This is a genomic window from Pseudomonas sp. 18175, from assembly GCF_050432925.1.
Classification (GTDB): Bacteria; Pseudomonadota; Gammaproteobacteria; order Pseudomonadales; family Pseudomonadaceae; genus Aquipseudomonas.
Genome location: NZ_JBKFTO010000012.1, coordinates 143531 through 168787, shown reverse-complemented (window position 1 = coordinate 168787; position 25257 = coordinate 143531). Strand labels below are relative to the sequence as shown.

Genomic DNA, 25257 nt, shown 5'->3' with positions numbered 1-25257 from the left:
GTTGGTGCCTTTATAGACACAAGGCATTAGGACAATAGCTTACGGTGGTTGTTCTGAATCTTTCGAAGTAGGACAATTGTCGGCTTCCCGACATCATCAGCGATATTGAATGGCCTTCCTCGCACTCGGTATTAACCACAAGACTGCCTCCGTAGACGTGCGCGAGCGCGTGGCGTTTACGCCTGAGCAGTTGGTTGAGGCCTTGCAGCAGCTCTGCCGGCTCACCGACAGCCGCGAAGCTGCGATCCTTTCGACCTGCAATCGCAGCGAGCTTTATATAGAGCAGGAACATCTTTCAGCAGATGTCGTGCTGCGCTGGCTGGCCGATTACCACCATTTGAACCTCGACGACCTGCGCGCGAGCGCTTATGTGCATGAAGAGGATGCGGCAGTTCGTCACATGATGCGCGTGGCGGCCGGTCTCGATTCGCTGGTGTTGGGCGAGCCGCAGATCCTGGGCCAGATGAAATCCGCCTACGCCGTGGCGCGTGAGGCCGGCACCGTCGGCCCGCTGCTGGGCCGGTTGTTCCAGGCCACGTTCAATTCGGCCAAGCAGGTGCGCACCGATACGGCCATCGGCGAAAACCCGGTGTCCGTGGCGTTTGCAGCCGTGAGCCTGGCCAAGCAGATTTTCAGTGACTTGCAGCGCAGCCAAGCGTTGTTGATCGGCGCTGGCGAGACCATCACTTTGGTCGCCCGCCATCTGCATGACCTGGGGGTCAAGCGTATCGTGGTGGCCAACCGTACCTTGGAGCGCGCGAGCATCCTCGCCGAACAGTTCGGTGCCCACGCCGTGTTGCTGGCAGATATCCCGGCTGAACTGGTGCGCAGCGATATCGTCATCAGCTCCACCGCCAGCCAGCTGCCGATTCTTGGCAAGGGCGCGGTGGAAAGCGCGTTGAAGTTGCGCAAGCACAAACCGATCTTCATGGTGGATATTGCCGTTCCCCGGGATATCGAGCCCGAAGTCGGCGAGTTGGACGACGTTTACCTCTATAGCGTCGACGATCTGCACGAAGTGGTCGCCGAAAACCTCAAGAGTCGCCAGGGCGCTGCCCAGGCCGCCGAGGAAATGGTCAGCACCGGCGCCGAAGACTTTATGGTGCGCCTGCGTGAACTGGCGGCGGTGGATGTGCTCAAGGCGTATCGTCAGCAAGGCGAACGCCTGCGCGACGAGGAGCTGAGCAAGGCCCAGCGCTTGCTCGCCAACGGCAGCAGCGCTGAAGAAGTGCTGATGCAGCTGGCCCGTGGCCTCACCAACAAGTTGCTCCACGCTCCCAGCGTTCAGTTGAAAAAGCTTACCGCCGAAGGCCGCCTCGATGCGCTGGCCATGGCCCAGGAACTCTTTGCCCTCGGTGAGGGCGCGTCAGAAAGCTCTTCGGATAAAAAACCGCAATGAAAGCGTCACTGCTCAATAAACTGGACGTGCTCCAGGACCGTTTCGAAGAACTGACCGCCTTGCTCGGCGATGGCGAGATCATTGCCGATCAAACCAAGTTCCGCACCTATTCCAAGGAATACGCGGAAGTTGAGCCGATTGTGGCCGTCTATTCGCAATGGCTGAAAACCCAGGCCGACCTTGAAGGCGCCCAGGCGTTGCTCAAGGACAGCGACCCGGACATGCGCGAAATGGCCGTGGAAGAAGTCCGCGAGGCCAAGGAAAAACTCACCGAGTTGGAAGGCAGCCTGCAACGCATGCTGCTGCCCAAAGACCCGAATGACGGGCGCAACGTGTTCCTCGAAATCCGCGCTGGCACCGGCGGCGACGAGGCGGCGATCTTCTCCGGCGACCTGTTCCGCATGTATTCGCGTTACGCCGAGCGCCGCGGCTGGCGGGTGGAGATCCTCTCGGAGAACGAAGGCGAGCACGGCGGCTATAAAGAAGTCATCGCCCGGGTTGAAGGCGACAACGTCTACGGCAAGCTGAAATTCGAGTCCGGCGCCCACCGCGTACAGCGCGTTCCGGCGACCGAATCCCAGGGGCGCATCCACACCTCCGCCTGCACCGTGGCCGTATTGCCCGAGCCGGACGAGCAGGAAGCCATCGAGATCAACCCCGCAGACCTGCGGGTTGATACCTACCGCTCGTCGGGCGCCGGTGGTCAGCACGTCAACAAGACCGACTCCGCCATCCGCATCACCCACTTGCCGTCGGGCATCGTGGTGGAATGCCAGGAAGAACGCTCCCAGCACAAGAACCGGGCGCGAGCCATGTCCTGGCTGTCGGCCAAGCTAAACGACCAGCAAAGCAGCGCCGCCGCCAACGCGATTGCCAGCGAGCGCAAGTTGCTGGTGGGCTCGGGCGACCGTTCCGAGCGCATCCGTACCTATAACTTTGCCCAGGGCCGGGTGACCGACCACCGGGTCAACCTCACCCTCTACTCCCTGGACGAGATTCTCGCAGGCGGTGTAGACGCGGTGATCGAGCCGTTGCTTGCCGAATACCAAGCCGATCAGCTCGCCGCGATAGGTGAATAAATGACCATCATCGCCAGCCTGCTGCGCGCCGCCGACCTGCCCGACTCGCCCACCGCGCGCCTGGATGCCGAGTTGTTGCTGGCCGCTGCGTTGGGCAAGTCCCGCAGCTACCTGCACACCTGGCCGGAAAAAATCGTTACCAGCGAAGACGCGCTGACCTTTGCCGGCTACCTGCAACGCCGCCGTGGCGGTGAGCCGGTGGCGTATATCCTCGGTCAGCAGGGCTTTTGGAAGCTCGACCTGGAAGTCGCGCCGCACACGCTGATCCCGCGCCCGGACACAGAACTGCTGGTCGAAGCGGCCCTGGAATTGTTACCGGCAACGCCGACTCAAGTGCTCGACCTGGGCACCGGCAGCGGCGCCATTGCCCTGGCCTTGGCCAGTGAGCGCCCGGCCTGGCAAGTCACTGCCGTCGACCGCGTGCTGGAAGCCGTTGCCCTGGCCGAGCGCAATCGCCAGCGCCTACACCTGAACAACGCCACGGTACTCAACAGCCATTGGTTCAGTGCCCTGCAAGGCCGTACCTACGACCTGATCATCAGCAACCCACCGTATATCGCCGCCAACGACCCGCACCTGGCGGCCGGTGACGTGCGTTTCGAACCGGCCAGCGCGCTGGTGGCAGGCCATGATGGCTTGGACGATTTGCGCCTGATCATCAAACAAGCGCCAGCGCACCTGAATGCCGGTGGCTGGCTGTTGCTCGAGCACGGTTACGACCAGGCCCTGGCCGTACGTGACCTGCTGTTGACCGAAGGTTTCGAGGAGGTCCATAGCCGCATCGACCTCGGCAACCATGAGCGCATCACCCTGGGGCGCCGGCCGTGCTGACCGACCAGGAGCTGTTGCGCTATAGCCGACAGATTCTGTTGCAACATGTCGACATCGACGGCCAATTGCGCCTGAAAAACGGCCGCGCGTTGATCATCGGACTCGGTGGCCTGGGCGCGCCGGTGGCGTTGTACTTGGCCGCCGCGGGCGTTGGCGAGCTGCACCTGGCGGACTTCGATACGGTTGACCTGACCAACCTGCAACGCCAGATCATCCATGACACCGACAGTGTCGGGCAGACCAAGGTCGATTCGGCCCTGCGCCGCCTGACGGCCATCAACCCCGAGATTAAGCTGATCGCCCATCGCACCGCGCTGGACGCCGATTCGCTGGCGGCGGCAGTTGCGGCGGTGGATGTGGTACTCGATTGCAGCGACAACTTCTCTACCCGCGAAGCGGTCAACGCCGCCTGTGTGGCCGCTGGCAAACCGTTGATCAGCGGTGCGGCGATTCGCCTGGAGGGGCAATTGTCGGTGTTCGACCCGCGCCGCGCCGACAGCCCGTGCTACCACTGTTTATACGGGCATGGCAGCGACACCGAACTCACGTGCAGCGAAGCTGGCGTGGTCGGCCCGCTGGTGGGGATGGTCGGCAGCTTGCAAGCCCTGGAAGCCTTGAAGTTGCTGGCCGGTTTCGGCGAGCCGCTGGTGGGGCGCTTGTTGCTGATCGATGCGCTGACCACGCGTTTTCGCGAGCTGCGGGTTAAGCGCGACCCGGGTTGCAGCGTGTGTGGGACTGCACATGGTTAAGGACGCGCCCATCGGTGTGTTCGACTCCGGCGTCGGCGGCCTGTCGGTGCTGGAAGAAATCCAGCAACTGCTGCCGCAGGAATCGCTGCTGTATGTGGCCGATTGCGGGCATATCCCTTATGGGGAGAAAAGCCCGGCGTTTATCCTTGAGCGTTCGCGGCAAGTCGCCGGGTTTTTCCGCGAAAAGGGCGCCAAAGCGTTTGTGATTGCCTGCAACACGGCGACCGTCGCGGCCGTGGCTGATTTACGCCAGGATTTCCCCGAGTGGCCGTTGGTGGGCATGGAACCCGCCGTCAAGCCCGCCGCCGCGGCCACTCGCAGTGGTGTGGTCGGCGTGCTTGCCACCACCGGCACCCTGCAAAGCGCCAAGTTTGCCGCCTTGCTCGATCGGTTTGCCACCGATGTCCGGGTCATCACCCAGCCCTGCCCGGGCCTGGTGGAGCTGATCGAAACCGGCGACCTGGACAGCCCGGCCTTGCGCCTGATGTTGCAGGGCTATATCGAACCGTTGGTGAGCGCCGGCTGCGACACCATCATCCTCGGCTGCACCCACTATCCCTTCCTAAAGCCGCTTCTGGCGCAGATGTTGCCCCCCAGCATCATCCTCATCGACACCGGCGCGGCCGTGGCCCGCCAGCTTAAGCGCTTGCTGGGCGAGCGCGACCTGCTGGCCGCTGGTAATCCGCAACCGGCACAGTTCTGGACCAGCGGCGATGTGTATCACCTAAGAAATATCCTACCGACACTATGGAAACATCCTGGCGTTGTGCGACGCTTCGCGGTGTGAAAAATTCGTTAAATACCGGCGTTATAAGCTGGAACTTCCGTCTATTCGCCGGCTTCTATAGCGAGTTAGCTTGTACAAAATCACATAACGTCGTTGGGAAAGGATGTTTCTTATGAAGCGCTTGTTCTGTTTGGCTGCGATTGCGGCCGTCGTTGTAGGACACTCTGTTTCGGCGCAGGCCGCAGGCCTGGAATTGGGGGTGGGGAGCACCAGTGATTCGACCATGACCTATCGGCTGGGGCTCACCTCGGACTGGGATAAAAGCTGGTGGCAGAGCGAAACCGGCCGTCTGACTGGCTATTGGAGTGGCGCCTACACCTACTGGGACGGGGACAAGCGTTCCAGTGTCAGCAGCCTGTCGTTCTCGCCGGTGTTTGTGTATGAGTTCGCCGGGGAGAAGGTCAAGCCGTACATCGAGGCGGGGATCGGTGTGGCGGTGTTCTCGCGCACAAAAGTCGAGGACAACAACATCGGCCAGGCCTTTCAGTTCGAAGACCGGTTGGGCTTTGGCCTGCGCTTTGCCGGTGGGCATGAGGTGGGGATTCGGGCCACGCACTATTCCAATGCGGGCTTGAGCAGTAATAACGATGGGGTAGAGAGCTACTCGCTGCATTACACCTTGCCGCTGTAGATCTAAAGACCACAGCAGGTCCCCTGTGGGAGCGGGCTTGCTCGCGAATGCGGTGTGTCAGTCGCTGAACATGTTGACTGATACACCGCATTCGCGAGCAAGCCCGCTCCCACATTTGGATCGCCAATAGCCTGATTCTCAGCGGTAGGCCGTCGCAATCCCCTGCCGTTCTTCGAGGCATTCCGGCGCGCCCATCTCGAACTCCCGGCAAATCAGCGGCCGTCGCTCGTAGATCGTGCACATCATCGTGTCCCGGTCCAGCGCCGCGCACCAGCCGTCGTCCAGGCGCAGCATGACCTCGCCGCCCCAATCGTCGGTATCGATGTAGCGTTCCGGCACGCCGGTGTCAGTGATCAGCATCACTTCCAACTGGCAGCAGCAGGCCGCGCACGTCGAGCAGGTGACGGCGGGTTCGGTGATTTGGGTGTGAGGGATGTTGGTCATAGGCGCGCAGTGTAAGGCAAGCCGGTGACGCGCGTACGGATGCTCTGACGGGCGTCAGTGCCCAAGCTGATCAGCGACCCAATGCAACACGGGAAATAACAGGGCCCACAGCACCGCCAGGCCGATCAGGGTCGGCGCCGTACCGTAGCCAAAACTCACCCCGGCCAACTGGCTGCCCGCGTAGTACGACAGCGGCCCACCTACCGCGCCCAACAGGCTGGCGCGCCACCAGGGCAGTGCGCTCCAGGCCAGGCAATGGCGCAAGGTGGTGGCCAGCAACGCCCACAGCACAATCAGCCAAAAGGGAATCAACGGCCCCGGCATGCTGAAATGAAAGACGCCAAAGGTGCGCAGCGAGGTGTCCACCACCGTCCCCAGCAAGGTCACGGCAAGGATCACCTGCCCGTCCTTGGACCAGGCACTTATCCACAGCAGGTGGATGACCAATACGGCCAACCCCACGAGCAACCATGGGCCATTGCCGCCGAGCACACAGGCCAGCCAGCCGCACTGGAACAGCACGGCATTGGCCAGTGGTTTAAGCACTGAAACGTCCCAGCAAAGGTGGGTTGAGTGCGGCCGGCTTGGCCAGCAACAGTTGCGCGGTACCGATCGTGCGTTCCATAAACCCACCCTCGCAGTAGCACAGGTAGAACTCCCACAAGCGCAGGAAGTACTCATCGTAGCCCAGCTCCCCAAGACGGCCGTGGGCGCGGCGAAAGTTCTCATGCCACAGGCGCAGGGTGCGTGCGTAGTGCAGGCCGAAATCTTCCATGTGCATCAGGTTCATGTCGGTGTCGCGGCTGACGATCTCCAGCATCTTTTGCACGCAGGGCAGGGCGCCGCCGGGGAAGATATAGCGCTGGATAAAATCGACGTTGCGTTTGGCCTGCTCATAGCGCTGGTCGCGAATGGTGATGGCTTGCAGCAGCATCAGGCCATCGCTCTTTAGCAACTGCGCGCATTGCTTGAAGTAGGTGGGCAGGAACCGATGGCCCACGGCTTCGATCATCTCGATGGACACCAGTTTGTCGTACTGGCCGGTCAGGTCGCGGTAGTCCTGCAACAACAGGGTCACCTGGCCTTGCAAGCCCAAGGTTTTGATGCGTTTTTCGGTGTAGGCGAACTGTTCCTTGGACAAGGTCGTGGTGGTGACCTTGCACCCGTAATGCTGCGCGGCATACAGCGCCATGCTGCCCCAACCGGTGCCGATTTCCAGCAGGTGGTCGCTGGGTTTGAGGGCGAGTTTCTGGCAGATGCGTTCCAGCTTGTTCAGTTGTGCCTGTTCCAGGGTGTCGTCGGGCGTGAGGAATTGCGCGGCGGAATACATCATGGTCGGGTCGAGGAATTCTTCGAACAGGTCATTGCCCAGGTCGTAGTGGGCCGCGATGTTTTTTTGCGAGCCCTTGCGCGTGTTGCGGTTCAGCCAGTGCAAGCCTTGGGTGAGCGGGCGTGCCAGGCGCGCCAGGCCACCTTCCATCGCGTCGAGTACATCCAGGTTGCTGACCATCACGCGCACCACGGCGGTCAGGTCCGGGCTGCTCCAGTAACCATGGATAAACGCCTCGCCAGCACCGATGGAGCCGTTGGCCGCCACCAGGCCCCACACGGCCGGGTCGAGGATCTGGATTTCCCCCAGCAGGTGCGCTTCCCGTGCGCCGAAGACCTGGCGTTCACCGTCTTCGATCACCACCAACTGGCCGTGGCGCAGTTGACCGAGTTGGCGCAGCACGGCCTTGCGCAGCAGGGCGCTGGTCATGCCGTTGACGTTCAGGCGGTTGGCCTTGACCGATAAGCTAGGGGTTTTCATGGCGGCGATCCTTGGTGTACCCGACTGCGGTGCTGGAGACGCCATCGGCGGCCCGGTGGGGGAAAATCGGTGTGCGTTTAAGCAACAGGCGCAGGGCCTGCCAGTAAATTGCGAGACAGGTCTTGGCGGTCATCCAAGGGAAGCGCCACAGGTAGCGATGCAGGCTGGCGCGGCTGAGTGCTTCCTTTTGCAGGCTCAAGGTGGCGTCGAAAACTTTCTGCGTGCCTTGCCAGTCGGCCATATGCACGCCGAGTTTGGCGGCGGGCGGGCTGAAGCTCATGCGGTATTCCAGGTCACGGGGCAAAAACGGCGACACATGGAAAGCCTTGGCCACGGCGAAATGCTGATGCTCATCGGCGTCCAGGGCCTGGGCCGGCAGCACGTAGTGATAGCGCTCGCGCCATGGAGTGTTGGTCACTTCACACAGGATCGCGGCCAGTTGTCCGTCGGCCTCGAAACAGTAGAAGAAACTCACAGGGTTAAAAGCCAGGCCCCAACTGCGGGCCTGGGTCAGTAGGCAGATAACGCCCTGGGGTGTACGCCCCAGTGCCTTGCCGACTTCCTGGCGCACGGCATCGCTCAAGCTCATGCCGGTGCGCGTCAATTCACGCAGGTAATCCTGCTGGCGAAAACCGAAGGGCGCAAAACGACTGCGCCCGGCCAGCGGCGAGAGGCCCAGCACTTGCTGTTCTTCGCTCAAATCCAGGTACAGCAGGCCGATGCGATAGCGAAAGGCGTGGGCCTTGGGCGCAAACCGGCGATGGGCAATCCAGCCGCTGTACAGGGCGCTGTTCACAGGCTTTCCCCAAACGCTTGGGCCACGCGCAAGGCGCTGACCACGCCATCCTCGTGAAAGCCATTGGCCCAGTAGGCGCCGCAATAAAAGGTGTTGTGGGCACCGCACAATTCTTCCCAGCGCGCCTGGGCCGCCACCGCCGCCAGGCTGTATTGCGGATGGGCGTAGGTGTAGCGGGCCAGGATTTTGAGCGGGTTGATCACCGATGTCTGGTTGAGGCTGACGCAAAAGGTGGTGGCGCTGTCGATGCCCTGCAGGATGTTCATGTCATAGGTGACCGCAGCCTGGCTCTGGGCATTGCCGCTCAGCCGGTAATTCCAACTGGCCCAGGCCAGCTTGCGGTCGGGCAGCAGGCGGGTGTCGGTGTGCAGCACCACGTCGTTGTCGGCGTAGGGCAGGGCACCGAGGATGTCTTGTTCGGCTTGGCTGGGGTCGGCGAGCAAGGCCAGGGCCTGGTCGCTGTGGCAGGCAAACACCACGCGGTCAAACTGTTCGATACCGACCGGGCTGTGGATAACCACGCCGTCGCCGGTGCGTACCACTTTACCCACAGGGCAGTTGAGGCGGATCTGCTCGTGAAAGCTTCGGGTCAGCGGTTCTATATAGCTGCTGGAGCCGCCTTCGATCACGCACCACTGCGGGCGGTTGCTCACCGAGAGCAAGCCGTGGTTCTTGAAGAACCGCACGAAAAACTGCAGCGGAAAGCCCAGCATGTCCGCCAGGGACATCGACCATATCGCCGCCCCCATCGGCACGATGTAGTGCCGGATAAACCGCTCGCCATAGCCGCCGGCGGCGAGGTAGTCGCCCAGGGTCATTTCGGCGCTGATGCGTTGCTCCTGCAGGTCCAGCGGCGCCTGGCGGTTGAAGCGCAAAATGTCGCGCAACATGCCCCAAAACCCTGGCGACAAGATATTGCGCCGCTGGGCAAACAGGCTATTGAGGTTGTTGCCGTTGTACTCAAGCCCGGTGTTTTCATCGCACACCGAAAAACTCATCTCAGTGGGTTTGAACGTCACCCCAATCTGCCCCAGCAAGCGAATGAAGTTGGGGTAGGTCCAGTCGTTGAACACGATAAAACCGGTGTCCACTGCATAGCGTTTACCCTCGACGGTGACATTGACCGTGTGGGTATGCCCGCCGATGCGGTCGCCCGCTTCGAACAGCGTGATTTCATGCTGGCGGCTGAGCAGGTAGGCGCTGGTCAGCCCGGCAATGCCGCTGCCGATAATAGCGATCTTCACAGGTCGTCCTTTTTCGGCGGCGGGCTGCGCAGCATGCGCTTGCCGATGATCAACTGCGCCCGGTTGGGCAGTTTCGACAGCGGCCACAGGGTGGCGATAAACAGTGCCGGGAAGGCGATTTCCAGCGGGCGTTTTTCCAGTTTGGCGAAGATATGCCGGGCAGCTTTGTCGGCCGGCCAGCTCAGGGGCATGGGGAAATCGTTGCGCTCGGTCAGCGGCGTATCGACAAAGCCTGGGCTGACCACCGTGACGTCGATGTTTTCCGTTGAGAGGCTGATACGCAGGGATTCAAACAGGTAGCGCAGGCCCGCCTTGGAAGCGCCGTAGGCTTCGGCGCGGGGCATCGGCAGGTAGGTCACCGCGCTCGCCACACCCACCAAATGCGGCGTACGACCGGCGCGTAACAGCGGCAGGGCGGCCTCGATGCAGTAACTGCTGGCCAGCAGGTTGGTGCGCACCACGTGCTCGATGATCGATGAATCGAATTGCTTGGCGTCGATATATTCACAGGTGCCGGCATTTAGGATCACGGTGTCCAACGTGCCCCAGGTCGCCGCGATCTGTTCGCCGATCTCGCGCACCGTCTGGCTGTTGGTCAGGTCGCCGGCTACCACCAGCACTTGCCCTGGATAGTGTTCAGCCAGGGTGTCCAATGGCGCTTTTGAACGTGAGCTGACGGCCACGTGGGCGCCGCTGTTGAGCAGTTCGATCGCCAGTGCGGCACCGATGCCACTGCTGGCGCCGGTCAGCCAATAACGACGGGGAGGCACAGTGTTCATCCCACTCTCCTTTTCAGCCAACCGACGACGCTGCCCAGAACGGGCAGGTGTTCGTAGAGCATGGCGCCGGCATCGAAATAGTCACGGTGGCTATACACCTTGTCGCGCCACATCAAGTGCGAACAGCCTTCCACCCGGATCACCTGGCCGCCAGCCAGTCGCGGGTGGCAGAAACTCATTTTCCAGCGCAGGTAACCTTCGCCTTCAGCTACTTGATCGAAACCGTGGAAGTCGAAGCGTAGTTGGCTGACGTTGCTATACAACTGCGCAAAGTAGCTGTGCAGCGCAGTCAGGCCGTGGACTTCATGCAGCGGGTCGGCAAACGCGATGTCTTGGCTGTACAGGCTGTCGAGCAGGTGCAGGTTGTGCTTGTCCAGCGTGGCAAAGGTTTGGGCGAACCGGCGCAGGAAGTCACTCATGAATGCCTCCAGCGGCTTCGCGTGAAGGCAGGCTGCGGAAGGCGGCCAGGGCGCGCTCGCGGGACTTTTTCAGGTCGACGATGGCGCGTGGGTAATCGGCTACGCCAAACAGGCCGCCAGCCGCCTCGGGGTTGTGCACTTCTTTTTTGTTCAACGCAGCCAACTCAGGCAGCCAGCGCTTGATAAAAATGCCTTCGCTGTCGAATTTTTCTGACTGGCTCAACGGGCTGAAAATTCGGAAATAGGGCGCCGAATCGGTGCCGGTGGAAGAGCTCCACTGCCAGCCGCCGTTGTTGGCCGCCAGGTCGCCATCGATCAGGTGGCGCATAAAGAAGCGCTCGCCTTCGCGCCAGTCGATCAATAGGTTCTTGGTCAGGAACATCGCCACCACCATGCGCAGGCGGTTGTGCATCCAACCGGTTTCGAGCAACTGGCGCATGGCGGCGTCGATGATCGGCAGGCCGGTGCGCGCCTCTTGCCAGGCGGCCAGGTCCTTGGGCGCATTGCGCCAGGCCACGGCTTCGGTTTCGGGGCGGAACGCGCGGTGGCGCGAGACCCGTGGGTAGCCCACCAGGATGTGTTTGTAGAACTCGCGCCACAGCAACTCGTTGATCCAGGTGATGGCGCCCATGTCGCCGCTTTCAAATTCACCCTGGTTGGTTTGCAGCGCGGCATGCAAGCACTGGCGCGGCGAAACCACGCCCGCCGCGAGGTACGCCGAGAGCTGGCTGGTGCCGGGCTTGGCAGGGAAGTCGCGTTCATCCTTGTAGTAGCTGATCTGTTGGTCGGCAAAAGCGTCGAGGCGGCGACGGGCTTCGTCTTCGCCGGCCGGCCACAGGGCGCGCAGAGTCTCGCTGGGCGGTGCAAAGCCGTCGACGGTCGACGGGATGGGGTCGCTTTTGATCGCAAGTTTCGCCTGGGCCTTGGGCGTTGGCACCAGGCGCGGCAGGCTGCTGTGCAGGCGGGTGTAGCAGACCTTGCGGAACTGGCTGAATACCTGGAAGTACGTGCCAGTCTTGGTCAGCACACTGCCGGGTTGGAAAAACAATTGGTCCAGGTAGCTGTGGAAACTCACGCCGTCGGCTTCCAGCGCTTTGGACACGGCCGCATCACGGCGGCTTTCGTGGATGCCGTACTCCTCGTTGACGTGCACCGACTCAACCGACAGTTCACGGCACAGTTGGCTCAACACGGCGGGCGCCTGGTCCCAGGTCGGGGCGGTGCGGATCAGCAGCGGGATATTCAGTTCGCCCAGTGCGGTGCTCAGGTGCTGCAGGTTGCGCAGCCAGAAGTCCACCTTGCACGGCGCATCATCGTGGGCCAGCCACTGCTCGGGGGTGATCAGGAAAACAGCCGCCATCGGGCCTCGCTGGCTCGCGGCGGCCAGGGCGGTGTTGTCGTGTAGGCGCAGGTCGGTGCGCAGCCAGATCAAATGCATTTAAACGATTCCACGCTGGATCAGTTGCTGGTGGGCCGACAAGGGGTCTTCGGCCACGCACAATTGCGGAGTGTCACGGGTTAATACGGCTAACTCGGCCTGGTGGATGCATACCGTTGGTCCGACCAGCAGCGTCGGGCAATTAATGCCGCCCAGTAATTTGCCAAGGGCCGGCAACTGCAGGGCTTTGCTCGAATACAGCAGCACCCCGCGCGGTTGCAGGTGTTCCACTGCTAGGGCCAGTTCGCCAGCGGGCAGCGGCCAGTCGAACACTTCCACCGGGCAGTCGGCGCTGCTGGCCAGCCAGGCGCTGAGCCACAGGTGTGGCTCCAAGGGCAGGTCGGACTGGTTGACCAACAACAGCGGTGCGCCCTGCAACTGGCGGTTGTTGTGGTAGATGCGTGCGCCGAACTTGCTGCGCAGCCAGGACAGGAAAAACACTCGCTCCATCTGCGCGCCGAACTGGCCCTGCCAGCGTTGCTCCAGGGCCTGCAACAGCGGCAACAGCAATTGCTCGCACAGGGTGCGCGGTGGGTACAGCGCCATGGCCTGATTGAAGACGTCATCGACCCGGCGCTCGGCCAACTCGCTGATGGCTTGCACCAGGGTCTGGCGCAGGGTGTGCCATTCATTCTCGACGGCATCGGGCATCGGTTGGGCGGAGTCGATCAAGCCTTTGACCTGGCTGACCGGCACGCCGCGATTAAGCCAGGTGAGGATGGTGTGGATGCGTTGCACGTGTTCGGCGCTGAACAGCCGATGGCCCTTGGGCGTGCGCTGGGGCACGATCAGCCCATAGCGGCGCTCCCAGGCGCGCAAGGTCACGGCGTTGACGCCGGTCTGGCGCGCCACTTCGCGGATAGGCAACCAACCGTCTTCGAGGGCTTGGTTGAGGTCTTCTTGCTGGGCAGTTTTCATGGGTTAGATCGCGTTACGCAGGCTGAGGTTTTCCGGGTGCGGCTGCAAGTAGGCCTGCTGCGCGATGTAGCGGTCCGGGTGTTGGCGAAAGTGGTGTTTGAGCAGGGTGAGCGGCACCACCAGCGGCACGATGCCGTGGCGGTACTGGCCGATGACGGTCTGCATTTCCTGTTTGTCATCGGCACTGATGGCCTGTTTGAGATAGCCGCTGATGTGTTGCAACACATTGGTGTGGGTACCACGGGTGGCGCACTTGGTCAGGCCGGTCATCAAGTCGCTGAAATAACAGGCGGCCAGTTCGTCGAGGTTGGCGCCCTTGCCCATGTTGCCCAGCAGGTGGCCGAGGCTTTTGTAATGCGCCGGGCTGTGGGCCATCAGCAAATATTTGTAGCGCGAGTGAAAGGCCAGCAAGCGGTGGCGGGTCAGCCCTTCGGCGAGCAATTGCTGCCAACTGGCGTAGACAAATACGCGGGTCAGGAAATTTTCCCGCAACACTGGGTCATTCAGCCGACCGTCTTCTTCTACCGGCAGGTTGGGGTGACGCGCGCAAAAGGCCTGGGCGTAGATACCGCGCCCACCGCCGTCCACCGGGGTGCCGTTTTCACGGTAGACCTTGACTCGCTCCAGGCCGCAGGAGGGCGACTTCTGCATGAAGATGTAGCCGCACAGGTCGGTGTGTTCCAGCGCCATCTGCTGGCCGTAGTCGTCCAGTGGCTGGGTCACGTTGAGTTCGCGGTGCACGGTGCCCACGGCTTGCGGGTGGGCTGGGTCGCCCACCAGGCGGATCGGTTCGCGGGGGATGCCCAGGCCGATGGCGACTTCGGGGCACAGCGGCACAAAGTCGAAATAATCGGCAAGGGTTTGGCTGCACAGCAGGGATTGTTTATGTCCGCCGTTAAAGCGCACGTTCTCGCCCAGCAGGCAGGCGCTGATGGCGATCTTCGGTTTGCGGATGCTGGACATGTTCAAACCCCGGCAAGATTCCTGTACAAGACGGAAGCCTTGTACAACTAAATCTCATCATAGGTTCGATGCTGTACAAGTCAAATTCTTTGTACAAGTTTTTGCGCGAAGACTACTGCCAGCCGATTTTCCAGTCCTCGGCATTTTGCAGGGTTTGCCAGGCCAGGCGCTCGGTGCGCCGGGTCATGACCGCTTGCAGTTCGATTTCCAGCACGACGCCTTCTTCATCACGCAACAGCTCGGTGACCAGGAAGTGTTTTTCCTTGTTCCAGGGGCGTGCTGCTGTCCACTTCGACAGCAGCAATTTGGCGGGGTTGATGCGGTTCATTGCAGGTGCTCGATCAAGCGTCGCGCCGCTTCCTGGCCGCTGAGCCATGCGCCTTCTACGCGGCCCGACAGGCACCAGTCGCCACACACGTACAGGCCCAGGTCGGCGTCGGCGAGCACGCCGAATTCATGGCTGCCGGAGGGGCGTGCGTAGAGCCAGCGATGCGCCAGGCTGAACGACGGCGCGGGCATGGCGCTGTGCAACAGCTCGGCAAACGCGCCGTGCAGGTGTTCGATCACGGCCTCTTTGGGCAGGTCCAGGTGGGCCTTGCTCCAGGCGCTGGTGGCGTGTAGCACCCAGGTGTCGAGGGTGACATCGCGCCCCGGTTTGCTGCGGTTGCGGGCCAGCCAGTCGAGGGGGCTGTCTTGCACGAAGCAGCCTTCCATAGGGGTATCCAGAGGGGTGTCGAAAGCCAGGGCGATGGCCCAGGTGGGGTCCATCTTCACGCCCGCAGCGGCACTCGCCAGCTTGGGCGCGGCGGCCAGTAGGGCGGTGGCTTGGGGCGCCGGCGTGGCAATGATCACGTGGCTGAACGGGCCGTGGTTACCGCCGTCGGCGTCCAGCAGGTTCCAGTGTTGCGTGCCTTGGAACACTTCGGTGATGCGGCAGCCGAATTGCACCGGCAGGTCATCAAGCAGGGCGCGGGTGATGGCGCTCATGCGCGGCGTGCCGACCCAGCGGATTTGTTCATCGGGGGAGGGCGTGAGTTGGCCAGACTTGAAGTTGTACAGCTGGGGCTTCCACTGCTCGGCCCAACCGTGGCTTTGCCAGCGCTGCACTTCATTGACGAAGCGGCGGTCGCGGGCAGTGAAGTATTGCGCGCCCATGTCCAGGGAGCCTGCATCGCTGCGCTTGCTGGACATGCGGCCACCACTGCCGCGGCTTTTATCGAAGAGTTGTACAACGTGCCCCGCGTCTTGTAACGCTCGGGCGGCGGAGAGACCGGCGATGCCGGTGCCGATGATCGCGATGGGAACAGTCATGGGAGGCCTCGTTTTACCGTTGTGCACAGACTACGCCGACACCAATAGCTGTACAATATTGTTTTTTGGTATAAGTTTTGGCTGACCTGTTATTACGGTGTGACCTATGGTTAAAGCTGAGGCTTGAACCAACGTTACGGCCGCTTACAAATGATCCCTGCCTATAAAATAGACCAGTGATCGGCGGCGAACGTTACATGAGGAGCGTCCCATGCATATTTTGCTGACCGGCGGTACGGGGTTGATCGGCCGCCGACTGTGCCAACACTGGCTTGCCCAGGGTCATCGCCTGACCGTGTGGAGCCGCCACCCGGAACAGGTTGCCAAGGTCTGCGGCGCTCAGGTGTCGGGAGTCGGCCGCCTACAACAGGTTATCGGCCCGGTGGACGCGGTCATTAACCTCGCCGGTGCACCTATCGCGGATCGACCCTGGACCCACAAACGCAAGGCGTTGTTATGGAGCAGCCGCATCAGTCTCACCGAAGCACTGCTTAGCTGGATGGAAGGCCTGGAGCAGAAACCTTCGGTGCTGGTGTCCGGTTCGGCCGTGGGCTGGTACGGCGACGGTGGCGAGCGCGAATTGACCGAAGCCAGCGGCCCGGTGCAGGACGATTTCCCCAGCCAACTGTGTATTGCCTGGGAAGAGACCGCACAGCGTGCCGAGGCCTTGGGGCTGCGTGTGGTGCTGGTGCGCACCGGCCTGGTGCTGGCGGCCGAGGGCGGCTTTTTGTCGCGGCTGTTATTGCCGTTCAAACTGGCGCTGGGCGGGCCTATCGGTAATGGTCGGCAGTGGATGCCGTGGGTGCATATCAAGGATCAAATCGCCTTGATTGATTTTCTTGTGCACAAGCCCGATGCCAGTGGTCCTTATAATGCCTGCGCGCCACGCCCGGTGCGCAACCGCGAGTTCGCCAAGACGCTCGGCCAGGTGCTGCACCGCCCGGCGTTCATGCCCATGCCGGCGTTTGCGTTGAAGGTGGGTCTGGGCGAATTGTCCGGCTTGCTGCTGGGCGGGCAGAAGGCGCTGCCCGAGCGGTTGCTGGCCGCGGGTTTCACTTTCCAGTTCACTGAGTTGCGTGCGGCGTTGGACGACCTGTCCAGCCGCCTCTAGAGATAGGATGTTGCATGACGGATCACGCGTTGTTACTGGTCAACCTGGGTTCACCGGCGTCCACTTCGGTGGCCGATGTGCGCAGCTACCTCAATCAGTTTTTGATGGACCCTTATGTGATCGACCTGCCGTGGCCGGTGCGGCGCTTGTTGGTGTCGCTGATCCTGATCAAGCGCCCTGAGCAGTCGGCCCACGCTTACGCCTCCATTTGGTGGGACGAAGGCTCACCGCTGGTGGTGCTCAGCCGTCGCCTGCAACAGCAGATGACCACGCAATGGACCCACGGCCCGGTGGAGTTGGCGATGCGCTACGGCGAGCCGTCCATTGAAAGCGTGCTGGTGCGCCTTGCGGGCCAAGGTATTCGCAAGGTCACGCTGGCGCCGTTGTACCCGCAGTTTGCCGACAGCACTGTGACCACCGTGATTGAAGAAACACGCCGTGTGGTACGCGACAAAAAGCTCGACCTGCAATTATCCACCCTGCAACCCTTTTACGACCAACCCGAATACCTCGATGCCCTGGTGGCCAGTGCCAAGCCGCACTTGCAGCAGGACTACGATCACTTGTTATTCAGCTTCCACGGCCTGCCGGAGCGGCACCTGCAAAAGCTCAACCCTGGGCATACCTTTGACGGTGCCACCGATTGCTGCGTGAACGCATCCCCCGAAGTGCGTGCTAAATGCTATCGCGGGCAGTGCTTTAGCGTGGCTCGCGACTTTGCTGCGCGCATGGGCTTGCCGGAAGACAAGTGGTCGGTGGCGTTCCAATCACGCCTGGGCCGTGCCAAGTGGATCGAACCCTACACCGAAGCGCGCCTGGAAACCCTGGCTCAGCAAGGCGTGAAAAAGCTGCTGGTGATGTGCCCAGCGTTTGTCGCTGACTGCATTGAGACCCTGGAGGAGATTGGGGATCGTGGGTTGGAACAATTCCGTGAGGCGGGGGGCGAGGAGTTGGTGCTGGTGCCGTGCTTGAATGATGATCCGCAGTGGGCGGCGGCGCTCAATACCCTATGCGAAAGAGCCGCCGGGTAAAGATGTGGGGAGCTGTTGTGGCGAGGGAGCCAGCTCCCGCTGGAGTGCGAAGCGCTCCCAAGATTTTGGGGCCGCTGCGCAGCCCAGCGGGAGCAAGCTCCCTCGCCACAGGAAGCCAGCTCCCACATGTTTACAGGTTTAGGGTCAGGCTGACCGTGAGGTTTCGCGGTTCGCCGGGGTTGACCCAATAGCTGCTGTAAGAGCGCTCGTAGTACTTCTCATCAAACAGGTTATTGAGGTTCAGGCCCACGGTGACATTCTCCGTAGCCTTGTAATGCGCCAACACATCCACCGTGTGATACGCCGGCAATTCAAAGCTGCCACCCGCCTCCCCAGAGCGATCCCCCACATACGTAAACGCCGCACCTAGATCAGACCCACGCAACGCCCCATCTTGGAATTCATACACCCCCAACAGACTGCCACTGCGCTTGGCGACGCCAAGAATCCGGCTGCCGGCGGGAATGGCTTTATCGCCTTTGGTGACCTCGGCATCAATGTAGGCAAACGCTCCAATCACCCGTACGGCATCGGTCACTTGCCCCGTCAGTTGCAGGTCAACGCCCTGGCTGCGTGCCTTGCCCACGGCGCGGTTGAGGTTGGTGGCCGGGTCCAGGGCGAGAACGTTTTCTTTTTCGATATGGAACGCGGCGATGGTGGCGCTGAGGCGGTCGTCGAACAGCTCGCTTTTGAGCCCCACTTCATAGCCCACGCCTTCCTCCGGTTTGAAGGATTTGCGGTTGGCGTCCAACCCGCTGTTGGGTTTGAACGAGGTGGAGGCGTTGGCGAATACCCCAATCTCTGGCGTGAGTTGGTAGAGCAGGCCAGCGCGTTGGGTGAAGGCGTCGTGGGTCTGATGGCTTTTGGGGGCGCCGGTGAAATCTTCGATGCTCTGGTCGAAATGCTCGAAGCGCGCACCGAGCATGCCGCGCAGGCGGTCGGTGAAGATGATCTGGTCTTGCAGGTTCAGTGCGTGGCTTTTGGTCTGCTCGAAGAAGTCGGTGCCGGTGCGCAGGCCGTTTGGTTTGGGTTGGCCGTAGACCGGGTTGTAGAGGTCGATGGCGTAGGGGCTGCCGCTGATGGCAGTCACCCGTTCCTTCTTGCGGTAGTCCTCGTATTCGGTGCCGATCAGCAGCTCATGCTGCCAACTGCCGATGTCGAACAGGCCTCGCAGTTCAAGCTGGGTGATGCTGTCGTGCCAACCCATGGAGCGTTCGCGGTAGCGGCGGTTGAGGGTGTGGCCGTCAGCATTTAATGCGCGGTTTTCCGAGGCGTCGCCCCACAAGCTGCCTTGTTTGTAATGGCTGGCCAGGCGCAGTTTCCAGGCGTCGTTGAGGTGATGCTCAAGGGTGGCCTGCAGGCGGTTGTTGTGGTTGTCGATATCGCCGTCGTTGGGCTCGCCGAGGAAGGTTGAGCGCGAGACGCCGGAGGCGTCGACGATGCCACGGTCGAAGGTGGAGCTGTGGCGCACGAATTCGCTCTCCACCAGCAGGTGGGTGTCGGGGCTCAGTTGCCAACTGAACGACGGCGCGACGAACACGCGCTTGCTCTGCACGTGGTCGCGAAAGCTGTGGTTGTCTTCCACCGCCAGGTTGACCCGCGACAGCACGCTGCCTTCGCTGTCCAGCGGGGTGTTGAGGTCCAGGGCGGTGCGATAGCGGTCCCAGCTGCCAGCGCTGGTTTGCACGGTGGTGAAGGCCTCGGGCTGGGGCTTTTTGGTGACGATATTTACAGTGCCGCCAGGGTCGCCACGGCCGTACAGGCTGGCGGCGGGGCCTTTGAGCACTTCGATGCGCTCGATATTGGCCGTGTCGGGTGTACTCGGGTATCCACGATTGGCGCTGAAACCGTCCTGGTAGAACTCTGATGTGGTGAAGCCGCGCACGCTGTATTCATACAGAGTCAGGCCGCCGAAGTTGTTTTGCTTGGACACGCCGCCGGCAAATTCCAGGGCACGTTCCACGTTGGCGCTGCCCAGGTCCTTGAGGACCGTGGCGGGAATCACGCTGATGGATTGTGGGATGTCACGCAGGGCGGTGTCAGTCTTGGTCGCGCTGGCGGAACGGGTGGCGCGGTAGCCTTTGACGGGCCCGGTGGCAGATTCATAGGCGTCGGTGGTGACGCTGATGGTGTCCAGTTCCAGGGTGTTTTCTTCGGCAAAGGCGGGGTCAAGCAACAAACCCAAGGCCAGGCCAGCCAAGGGGGCGATTCTTCGAGACGGCATGATAGAGCGTTCCAATAACTGTATTGAAACAATATAACATGTCCAATGAGAATGAATCGCTTCGAAATATGAGCTTACAGGTACCCGCGAACGGGTACCTGTCTGGTGCTGGTTATTCCTCTTCTTTAACCGGCGCAGGCGGTGGACGCAGGCCGATTTCTGCCGCCAGCTTGATCTCTTTGCCGTTGCGCATCACCAGGATCGTGACCTTGTCTGTCGGCTTGATGCGCGCCACCTGGTTCATCGACTTGCGGCCATCGCCGGCGGGCTCGCCGTCGATGCTCAGGATCACGTCGCCCAGTTGCAGGCCAGCTTTCTGCGCCGGGCCGTCGCGGAAGATCCCAGCCACTACGATGCCTGGGCGCCCAGTGAGGCCAAACGATTCGGCCAAATCCTTGGTCAACGGCTGTACTTCAATGCCCAGCCAGCCGCGAATCACCTGGCCGTGTTCGATGATCGACTTCATCACTTCCATCGCCAGTTTCACCGGGATCGCAAAGCCGATGCCCTGGGAGCCGCCGGACTTGGAGAAAATCGCCGTGTTGATACCCGTCAGGTTGCCATTGGCATCCACCAGCGCACCGCCAGAGTTGCCGGGGTTGATCGCCGCATCGGTCTGGATGAAGTCTTCGTAGCTGTTAAGGCCCAACTGGTTACGCCCGGTGGCGCTGATGATGCCCATGGTCACCGTTTGCCCAACGCCGAACGGGTTGCCGATGGCCAGCGCCACATCGCCTACCCGCAGCCCTTCGGAACGGCCGATGGTGATCGACGGCAGGCTTTTCAGATCGATCTTGAGCACCGCAAGGTCGGTTTCCGGGTCGCTGCCGACCACGCGGGCCAGGGTCTCACGACCGTCACGCAGGGCCACCACAATTTGGTCGGCGCCGGTAGTCACGTGGTTGTTGGTGAGGATGTAGCCCTCGGGGCTCATGATCACGCCCGAACCCAGGCTCGATTCCATGCGCCGTTGCTTGGGCCCGTTGTCGCCGAAATAGCGGCGAAATTGCGGGTCTTCAAACAGCGGATGCGCCGGTTTGTTGATGACCTTGGTGGTGTAGAGGTTGACCACCGCCGGGGCGGCGATGACCACCGCGTCCGCGTACGTCACCGGGCCTTGCACCACCGCGTTGGTTTGCGGGGCCTGTTGCAGGTTTACATCCAGGCTGGGCAGACCCACCAGCCCGGGGAAACGTTGAATGATCAACATCGCGATCAGCACGCCAGCCAACAATGGCCATCCAAAAAAACGCAGCGCCTTGAGCATCAAGTAAGTCCTGACAGGTTGCAGGGGGCGGGAGAGCGCCCATAATGTCGCGCATTATACGAGGCTGCGAGCGCCTTCGAACGGGATATTTAGGAGTCTTTTATGGCCGTTGCCCTTACCACCCTCGTCGAGGAAGCCGACCGCTACCTCGGCAGCGCCAAAATTGCCGATTACTGCCCCAACGGCCTGCAAGTGGAAGGGCGCCCGCAGGTGATGCGCATCGTCAGCGGCGTCACCGCCAGCCAAGCGTTGCTGGACGCGGCCGTCGAAGCCCAGGCGGATTTGATCCTGGTGCACCACGGTTATTTCTGGAAGGGCGAAAATCCCTGCATCACCGGCATGAAGCAACGCCGTCTCAAGACGCTGCTCAAGCACGACATCAGCCTGCTGGCCTACCACCTGCCGCTGGACCTGCACCCTGATGTGGGCAACAACGTGCAACTGGCGCGTCAGTTGGATATCACCGTCGAAGGTCCACTGGACCCGAATGACCCCAAGATCGTCGGCCTGGTCGGCTCCCTCGCCGAGCCGTTGTCGCCGCGTGATTTCGCCCGCCGTGTGCAGGAGGTCATGGGCCGTGAGCCGCTGCTGATCGAAGGCAGCGAGATGATCCGCCGCGTCGGCTGGTGCACCGGTGGTGGCCAGGGTTACATCGACCACGGGATTGCGGCTGGGGTCGACTTGTTCCTGAGTGGCGAAGCCTCCGAGCAAACGTTCCACAGCGCCCGTGAAAACGACATCAGCTTCATCGCCGCCGGCCACCATGCCACTGAGCGCTACGGTGTGCAGGCCTTGGGTGACTACCTGGCGCGGCGCTTTGCCCTGGAGCACCTGTTTATCGATTGCCCCAACCCGATCTAACCAACACCACCCAATCTGTAGGAGCGAGCTTGCTCGCGAAAAACCCGAGAGCGACGCGTGTATCCTAAATGCATGCGTTATCGTTGACGATTTTCGCGAGCAAGCTCGCTCCTACAGTTGCTATCTATCAGCCCAAACTTGGGGGCATATTCATATACCGTTTCGATCTAGCCCGCTCCCTGAATAGAAGAAGGTGCTGTGCTAGCATGCCCCGCTCGAACACGGCCCGAAGGCCGTCCATAAGATCGTTTTTCCGTGAGTAACCATGGTCGACAAACTGACGCATCTGAAACAGCTGGAGGCGGAAAGCATCCACATCATCCGCGAGGTCGCCGCCGAGTTCGATAACCCGGTGATGCTCTACTCGATCGGTAAAGACTCCGCCGTGATGCTGCACCTGGCACGCAAGGCCTTCTTCCCGGGCAAACTGCCGTTCCCGGTGATGCACGTCGACACCCGCTGGAAATTCCAGGAGATGTACAAGTTCCGCGACAAAATGGTCGAAGAGCTGGGCCTGGACCTGATCACCCACGTCAACCCAGACGGCGTTGCGCAGGGCATCAACCCGTTCACCCACGGCAGCGCCAAGCACACCGACATCATGAAGACCGAGGGCCTCAAGCAAGCCCTGGACAAGCATGGTTTCGACGCAGCGTTCGGCGGTGCCCGTCGCGATGAAGAGAAATCCCGCGCCAAAGAGCGCGTGTACTCGTTCCGCGACAGCAAACACCGCTGGGACCCGAAGAACCAGCGCCCGGAGCTGTGGAACGTCTACAACGGCAACGTCAACAAGGGTGAGTCCATCCGTGTGTTCCCGCTGTCCAACTGGACCGAGCTGGACATCTGGCAGTACATCTACCTGGAAGGCATCCCGATCGTTCCGCTGTACTTCGCCGCCGAGCGCGACGTTATCGAGAAGAACGGCACGTTGATCATGATCGACGACGACCGCATCCTCGAGCACTTGTCTGACGAAGACAAAGCCCGAATCGTCAAAAAGAAAGTACGTTTCCGTACCCTTGGCTGCTACCCGTTGACGGGCGCGGTAGAGTCCGAAGCCGAGACGCTGACGGACATCATTCAGGAAATGCTCCTGACGCGAACTTCCGAGCGCCAGGGCCGTGTCATCGACCACGATGGCGCAGGCTCGATGGAAGATAAAAAACGTCAAGGCTATTTCTAAGGGGCTGTCATGTCGCATCAATCTGATTTGATCAGCGAGGACATCCTCGCCTACCTGGGCCAGCACGAGCGCAAAGAGATGTTGCGCTTCCTGACCTGTGGCAACGTCGACGACGGCAAGAGCACCCTGATCGGGCGCCTGCTGCACGACTCCAAGATGATCTACGAAGATCACCTGGAAGCCATTACCCGCGATTCGAAAAAATCCGGCACCACCGGCGACGACATCGACCTGGCGTTGCTGGTCGACGGCCTGCAAGCCGAGCGTGAGCAGGGCATCACCATCGATGTTGCCTACCGCTATTTCTCCACCGCCAAGCGCAAATTCATCATCGCCGACACCCCCGGCCATGAGCAGTACACCCGCAACATGGCCACCGGTGCCTCCACCTGTGACCTGGCGATCATCCTGATCGACGCCCGCTACGGCGTGCAGACCCAGACCCGTCGTCACAGCTACATTGCCTCGTTGCTGGGCATCAAGCATATCGTGATTGCCGTCAACAAGATGGACATCAACGGCTTTGACCAAAGCGTGTTTGAGTCGATCAAGGCCGACTACCTGAAGTTCGCCGAAGGTATCGCGTTCAAGCCGAGCACCATGGCGTTCGTGCCGATGTCGGCGCTCAAGGGCGACAACGTGGTGAACAAGAGCGAGCGTTCGCCTTGGTACACCGGCCAGTCGCTGATGGAGATCCTCGAAACCGTCGAGATCGCCAACGACCGCAACTACACCGACCTGCGTTTCCCGGTGCAGTACGTCAACCGTCCGAACCTGAACTTCCGTGGTTTTGCCGGCACCCTGGCCAGCGGCATCGTGCACAAGGGCGACGAAGTCGTGGTGCTGCCGTCGGGCAAGAGCAGCCGCGTCAAATCCATCGTCACCTTTGAAGGTGAACTGGAACACGCAGGCCCAGGCCAGGCCGTGACCCTGACCATGGAAGACGAGATCGACATCTCCCGTGGCGACCTGCTGGTACACGCCGACAACGTGCCGCAAGTGACCGACGCCTTCGACGCCATGCTGGTGTGGATGGCCGAAGAGCCGATGCTGCCGGGCAAGAAATACGACATCAAGCGCGCCACCAGCTACGTGCCGGGTTCCATCACCAGCATCGTGCATCGTGTGGATGTGAACACCCTGGCCGAAGGCCCGGCGAGTTCGCTGCAATTGAACGAGATCGGTCGCGTCAAGGTCAGCCTTGATGCCGCCATCGCGTTGGACGGTTACGACAGCAACCGCACCACCGGTGCGTTCATCGTCATCGACCGTTTGACCAACGGCACCGTCGCGGCCGGCATGATCATCGCGCCGCCGGTTACCCACGGCAGTTCGGCGCAGCACGGCAAGTTGGCCCACGTGGCCACCGAAGAGCGCGCCCAGCGCTTCGGCCAGCAGCCGGCCACCGTGTTGTTCAGCGGCCTGTCGGGCGCTGGCAAGAGCACCCTGGCCTATGCGGTTGAGCGCAAGCTGTTCGACATGGGCCGTGCGGTGTTCGTGCTGGATGGCCAGAACCTGCGTCATGACCTGAACAAAGGCTTGCCGCAAGACCGTGCCGGCCGCACCGAGAACTGGCGTCGTGCCGCCCACGTGGCGCGCCAGTTCAACGAAGCGGGCCTGCTGACCCTGGCGGCGTTCGTCGCACCGGATGCCGAAGGCCGTGAGCAGGCCAAGGCACTGATCGGTGGCGACCGCCTGCTGACCGTCTACGTGCAAGCGTCGCCTTTGGTGTGCGCCGAGCGTGATCCGCAAGGCCTGTATGCGGCCGGTGGGGATAACATCCCTGGCGAATCCTTCCCGTACGACGTGCCGTTGAATGCCGATCTGGTGATCGACACCCAGGCGTTGTCGTTGGAGGAGAGCGTCAAGCAAGTGCTGGAGCTGTTGCGTCAGCGCGGCGCGATCTAACCCTCGCCGCCCAAAAAAGCCCGCCACCGATTACTCGGTGGCGGGCTTTTTTGTGGGGTCTTGAAAACAACTCG

The 25257-nt window shown here is 61.6% G+C and carries 25 protein-coding genes; 11 read left to right on the top strand and 14 right to left on the bottom strand.

Annotated elements, in window-relative coordinates:
- The first annotated feature begins 109 nt into the window (after positions 1 to 109).
- The 6 genes from hemA (at position 110) to ACLD1Y_RS18070 (ending at position 5476) form a co-directional block, all read left to right on the top strand.
- Positions 110 to 1399, top strand: a complete 1290-nt coding sequence (gene hemA, locus ACLD1Y_RS18095) for a glutamyl-tRNA reductase (protein ID WP_429479214.1) — start codon at positions 110 to 112, stop codon at positions 1397 to 1399.
- Positions 1396 to 2478 carry a peptide chain release factor 1 gene (gene prfA, locus ACLD1Y_RS18090; protein ID WP_429479213.1) on the top strand — a complete coding sequence of 361 codons (1083 nt, stop codon included), beginning with the start codon at positions 1396 to 1398 and terminating at the stop codon, positions 2476 to 2478. Before hemA ends, prfA begins: the two co-directional genes overlap by 4 nt.
- On the top strand, positions 2479 to 3309 hold the full coding sequence (gene prmC, locus ACLD1Y_RS18085; protein ID WP_429479212.1) for a peptide chain release factor N(5)-glutamine methyltransferase: 831 nt from the start codon (positions 2479 to 2481) through the stop codon (positions 3307 to 3309).
- Positions 3303 to 4058 (top strand): molybdopterin-synthase adenylyltransferase MoeB, encoded by a 756-nt coding sequence (locus tag ACLD1Y_RS18080; RefSeq protein WP_429479211.1) that lies wholly within the window; start codon positions 3303 to 3305, stop codon positions 4056 to 4058. Before prmC ends, ACLD1Y_RS18080 begins: the two co-directional genes overlap by 7 nt.
- On the top strand, positions 4051 to 4845 hold the full coding sequence (murI, locus tag ACLD1Y_RS18075; RefSeq protein ID WP_429479210.1) for a glutamate racemase: 795 nt from the start codon (positions 4051 to 4053) through the stop codon (positions 4843 to 4845). The genes ACLD1Y_RS18080 and murI overlap by 8 nt, the downstream gene beginning before the upstream one ends.
- Positions 4846 to 4957: 112 nt before the next feature.
- Entirely contained in the window at positions 4958 to 5476 is a 519-nt protein-coding gene (locus ACLD1Y_RS18070) for an acyloxyacyl hydrolase (protein ID WP_429479209.1), read from the top strand.
- Positions 5477 to 5614: 138 nt separating this feature from the next.
- On the opposite strand, the gene ACLD1Y_RS18065 is transcribed toward ACLD1Y_RS18070, so the two are convergent.
- The 12 genes from ACLD1Y_RS18065 to ACLD1Y_RS18010 form a co-directional block, all read right to left on the bottom strand.
- Positions 5615 to 5920 (bottom strand): YkgJ family cysteine cluster protein, encoded by a 306-nt coding sequence (locus ACLD1Y_RS18065; protein WP_056859129.1) that lies wholly within the window; start codon positions 5918 to 5920, stop codon positions 5615 to 5617.
- Between the two features lie 54 nt (positions 5921 to 5974).
- A complete protein-coding gene (locus ACLD1Y_RS18060) occupies positions 5975 to 6466 on the bottom strand; it encodes a DUF2878 domain-containing protein (protein WP_429479208.1) in 492 nt (163 codons plus the stop codon).
- Complete coding sequence (locus tag ACLD1Y_RS18055) at positions 6459 to 7730, bottom strand: class I SAM-dependent methyltransferase (protein WP_429479207.1); 1272 nt, start codon at positions 7728 to 7730, stop codon at positions 6459 to 6461. The genes ACLD1Y_RS18060 and ACLD1Y_RS18055 overlap by 8 nt, the downstream gene beginning before the upstream one ends.
- On the bottom strand, positions 7717 to 8526 hold the full coding sequence (locus ACLD1Y_RS18050; RefSeq protein ID WP_429479206.1) for a DUF1365 domain-containing protein: 810 nt from the start codon (positions 8524 to 8526) through the stop codon (positions 7717 to 7719). The genes ACLD1Y_RS18055 and ACLD1Y_RS18050 overlap by 14 nt, the downstream gene beginning before the upstream one ends.
- Entirely contained in the window at positions 8523 to 9770 is a 1248-nt protein-coding gene (locus ACLD1Y_RS18045) for an NAD(P)/FAD-dependent oxidoreductase (RefSeq protein ID WP_429479205.1), read from the bottom strand. Before ACLD1Y_RS18045 ends, ACLD1Y_RS18050 begins: the two co-directional genes overlap by 4 nt.
- On the bottom strand, positions 9767 to 10549 hold the full coding sequence (locus ACLD1Y_RS18040) for an SDR family NAD(P)-dependent oxidoreductase (protein ID WP_429479204.1): 783 nt from the start codon (positions 10547 to 10549) through the stop codon (positions 9767 to 9769). The genes ACLD1Y_RS18045 and ACLD1Y_RS18040 overlap by 4 nt, the downstream gene beginning before the upstream one ends.
- Positions 10546 to 10968 (bottom strand): nuclear transport factor 2 family protein, encoded by a 423-nt coding sequence (locus ACLD1Y_RS18035; protein WP_429479203.1) that lies wholly within the window; start codon positions 10966 to 10968, stop codon positions 10546 to 10548. The genes ACLD1Y_RS18040 and ACLD1Y_RS18035 overlap by 4 nt, the downstream gene beginning before the upstream one ends.
- The gene (phrB, locus tag ACLD1Y_RS18030; RefSeq protein ID WP_429479202.1) at positions 10961 to 12406 is read right to left on the bottom strand and encodes a deoxyribodipyrimidine photo-lyase; all 1446 of its coding nucleotides are present in this window, start codon (positions 12404 to 12406) and stop codon (positions 10961 to 10963) included. The genes ACLD1Y_RS18035 and phrB overlap by 8 nt, the downstream gene beginning before the upstream one ends.
- On the bottom strand, positions 12407 to 13324 hold the full coding sequence (locus tag ACLD1Y_RS18025; RefSeq protein ID WP_429479201.1) for a MerR family transcriptional regulator: 918 nt from the start codon (positions 13322 to 13324) through the stop codon (positions 12407 to 12409).
- Positions 13325 to 13327: 3 nt separating this feature from the next.
- Positions 13328 to 14287 (bottom strand): YbgA family protein, encoded by a 960-nt coding sequence (locus ACLD1Y_RS18020; RefSeq protein WP_429479200.1) that lies wholly within the window; start codon positions 14285 to 14287, stop codon positions 13328 to 13330.
- Between the two features lie 112 nt (positions 14288 to 14399).
- Positions 14400 to 14615 (bottom strand): TIGR02450 family Trp-rich protein, encoded by a 216-nt coding sequence (locus tag ACLD1Y_RS18015; RefSeq protein ID WP_429479199.1) that lies wholly within the window; start codon positions 14613 to 14615, stop codon positions 14400 to 14402.
- On the bottom strand, positions 14612 to 15598 hold the full coding sequence (locus tag ACLD1Y_RS18010) for an NAD(P)/FAD-dependent oxidoreductase (RefSeq protein WP_429479198.1): 987 nt from the start codon (positions 15596 to 15598) through the stop codon (positions 14612 to 14614). The genes ACLD1Y_RS18015 and ACLD1Y_RS18010 overlap by 4 nt, the downstream gene beginning before the upstream one ends.
- Positions 15599 to 15809: 211 nt before the next feature.
- Here ACLD1Y_RS18010 and ACLD1Y_RS18005 point away from each other — a divergent pair, with 211 nt between their 5' ends.
- Positions 15810 to 16709, top strand: coding sequence for a TIGR01777 family oxidoreductase (locus ACLD1Y_RS18005; RefSeq protein WP_429479197.1), 900 nt, complete (start codon positions 15810 to 15812; stop codon positions 16707 to 16709).
- 14 nt (positions 16710 to 16723) lie between these two features.
- Entirely contained in the window at positions 16724 to 17740 is a 1017-nt protein-coding gene (gene hemH / locus ACLD1Y_RS18000; protein ID WP_429479196.1) for a ferrochelatase, read from the top strand.
- A gap of 130 nt (positions 17741 to 17870) precedes the next feature.
- Here the strand turns inward: hemH and ACLD1Y_RS17995 are convergent, their stop codons facing one another.
- Both ACLD1Y_RS17995 and algW read right to left on the bottom strand, forming a co-directional pair.
- On the bottom strand, positions 17871 to 19964 hold the full coding sequence (locus ACLD1Y_RS17995) for a TonB-dependent siderophore receptor (RefSeq protein WP_429479195.1): 2094 nt from the start codon (positions 19962 to 19964) through the stop codon (positions 17871 to 17873).
- A gap of 112 nt (positions 19965 to 20076) precedes the next feature.
- Positions 20077 to 21231: a Do family serine endopeptidase AlgW gene (algW, locus tag ACLD1Y_RS17990; protein ID WP_429479194.1), complete on the bottom strand. Its 1155-nt coding sequence runs from the start codon at positions 21229 to 21231 to the stop codon at positions 20077 to 20079.
- Positions 21232 to 21333: 102 nt separating this feature from the next.
- Between algW and ACLD1Y_RS17985 the strand changes: the two genes are divergently transcribed.
- From ACLD1Y_RS17985 to cysN, 3 genes are all read left to right on the top strand, one after another.
- Entirely contained in the window at positions 21334 to 22092 is a 759-nt protein-coding gene (locus ACLD1Y_RS17985) for a Nif3-like dinuclear metal center hexameric protein (protein ID WP_429479193.1), read from the top strand.
- A gap of 265 nt (positions 22093 to 22357) precedes the next feature.
- Positions 22358 to 23275, top strand: a complete 918-nt coding sequence (cysD, locus tag ACLD1Y_RS17980) for a sulfate adenylyltransferase subunit CysD (protein ID WP_017137614.1) — start codon at positions 22358 to 22360, stop codon at positions 23273 to 23275.
- A 9-nt stretch (positions 23276 to 23284) separates the two neighbouring features.
- Positions 23285 to 25183: a sulfate adenylyltransferase subunit CysN gene (cysN, locus tag ACLD1Y_RS17975; RefSeq protein ID WP_122489541.1), complete on the top strand. Its 1899-nt coding sequence runs from the start codon at positions 23285 to 23287 to the stop codon at positions 25181 to 25183.
- Positions 25184 to 25257 lie beyond the last annotated feature (74 nt).